The 2,057-nt window shown below is 35.4% G+C and carries 2 protein-coding genes; both read left to right on the top strand.

Going from position 1 to position 2,057, the window contains the following annotated elements:
• A partial coding sequence (locus DXD25_RS16155; RefSeq protein ID WP_222847560.1) for a hypothetical protein occupies positions 1 to 801 on the top strand: 801 nt, incomplete at its 5' end.
• Between the two features lie 34 nt (positions 802 to 835).
• Complete coding sequence (locus tag DXD25_RS16150) at positions 836 to 1,330, top strand: hypothetical protein (protein ID WP_147327954.1); 495 nt, start codon at positions 836 to 838, stop codon at positions 1,328 to 1,330.
• The last annotated feature ends 727 nt before the right edge of the window (positions 1,331 to 2,057 follow it).

Genomic DNA, 2,057 nt, shown 5'->3' with positions numbered 1-2,057 from the left:
GTCATCATATATGGCATAGGTGTCATCACTCATATCTGCTCAGATATTATCGGTGTTGTCGTGCTTGTCATTTTGGCTGTTATATCGATTATTTTTGTACTCTATGCCAAAAGATACAAAATATGGTTCAAGAGGCAAGTCAAGATGCTTAGTACGGTTTGCGAAAAGTCACCCAATGATTCTCACATCATGTCCGAAGAACAATTTACCGAATCTTTTGATTCAGCCAACTTCTTCATACAGTACAAGCCAGAGACTAAGGAGTTCTTTTTCTGCAGCTACTATTACTTCATTTTTCCTGATTACGTTGAGACTTGGAGCAAGGCGGTTAAGGAGGTCAAAGCACTTGTCTTCAAGGAAGCCCCAGAAACAAAAGTCGAAGTGAATTCCGTAGGTCAGCTTGGCAAGGACTTCACGCTGATAATGTCTCCAAAGGATGCCAAGAAAAGTTTTTTGTTGTCCTTAGCTCATTTCTGCATCCGTCTGAGAAGCCAGCTTCCATGCAATAACAGGACATTGATATACAAGTTCTATTTCAAGATAAAGGTGTTCGACACGATTTGCTATGGCGAGTTTGATGGCGTGAGAGTATCAAAGGCTATCACAATTTCTGCGGATGGCAACTATTGCGTAGCTAATGTCTACGTAGATAGTTGCTTTCCAGAAGATTTCATCAAACACAATCCTCCGATGTCCATTATCCTGCAATATGACTTGTATTCTATAGAAACCAATATGTTGGTTAGCAAAGAGGAATTCGATGTCCATTGGGAGAAATGCAAAGACTTGTGTGAATCATAATCATTGGAGTACGGATTACAAATTCGATAGCACTATGAATTTTACAACTATAATGTTAGGACATAAAAAAAGGCAAGTTAGGCTACAAGCTGATGTTAGTTACGACCCTTTTCAAATTTTTCCTGATTTACAACATGTAAAAGACAACAATCTCTTCCACATCGATGAAGGAGATGTATTTTATGACTTCATAGGTGACCAAGGACCATTAAGATTTATTTCCGATAACTTCAAAGATTTGTTGGAAAATAATGGAGTAAAGGGAGTTTCTTTTATCCCCATAAAAATATATAGTTTAAGGTTGCAATACTATGCTCTGTTAGAAACGCAAATAGATTCTATCTGTGAACATGATTCTGACGGAGACCATATTTATGGGACTTTCCAAATAGATTTCACCTCGTGGAATGGAGAAGAACTCTTTTATTTGAAAGATAGTGGGGCTATAGTTTGTTCTTTACGAGTTAAAGAACTCATTGAAAGACACAATATTTCAAATGTCTCTTTTGAAGGCTTAGATAAATATTAAGAATTGACTATGATGAAATTTATAACTATCAGCATATATATATCATTATGTATTTTGTTCGTTGGTTGCAAAAAAACAAATTCCTCCACAAACGAAATGTGTAATTGTTCTGTGGAGAGCATAGAGGATGAATTAGAATTGCTATGTTTAAAATCGAAAAATGATTCTATGACACTCTCCATGGAGATAACTTCTGACAACATGGTCAATGATTACAACTACAGATATTTGGGCTCATTACAAGTAAGCAGCAGAATGTTTGAGGTGTTACAAAAAACAGTATTGTCTGGTCAGTATAAAGATGCTCAACGAGCATTAGTTTCTATTAGGTTCTTCACAAATGGAAATTTATTCGGAGAATATACTGGATTGAACAACTTTTATTCCGTAAAGATTTCCTCTAACAATATTTGCATCTATAATGTAGAAACAAGAAGTAGCAAAAAAATCAATATGAAGGATTCGATACCACAACTATTATTCTTCCATTATAACGATAAGGATAGTTCTTCATGCGGAGACCTGTTCTACTTTCGCAAGAATTAGTTTTTTTGTGTAGTTTGGATATAATCTGCATAACAGCATTGTTATTTTCCACAACTCTGTGCGATTATCCGGTTTTGTCATTTCAAGAGTATGGCAAAAGAACATATATTCATTGCAAACATGCATCTTTCCGTGTTGGAAAATCAATTGCTTAGTTCCATTTTTGCAGATTATATTTCTA

The organism is Prevotella sp. TF12-30, assembly GCF_003436715.1.
Classification (GTDB): domain Bacteria; phylum Bacteroidota; class Bacteroidia; order Bacteroidales; family Bacteroidaceae; genus Prevotella; species Prevotella copri_A.
This window is presented reverse-complemented; position numbering and strand designations above follow the sequence as displayed.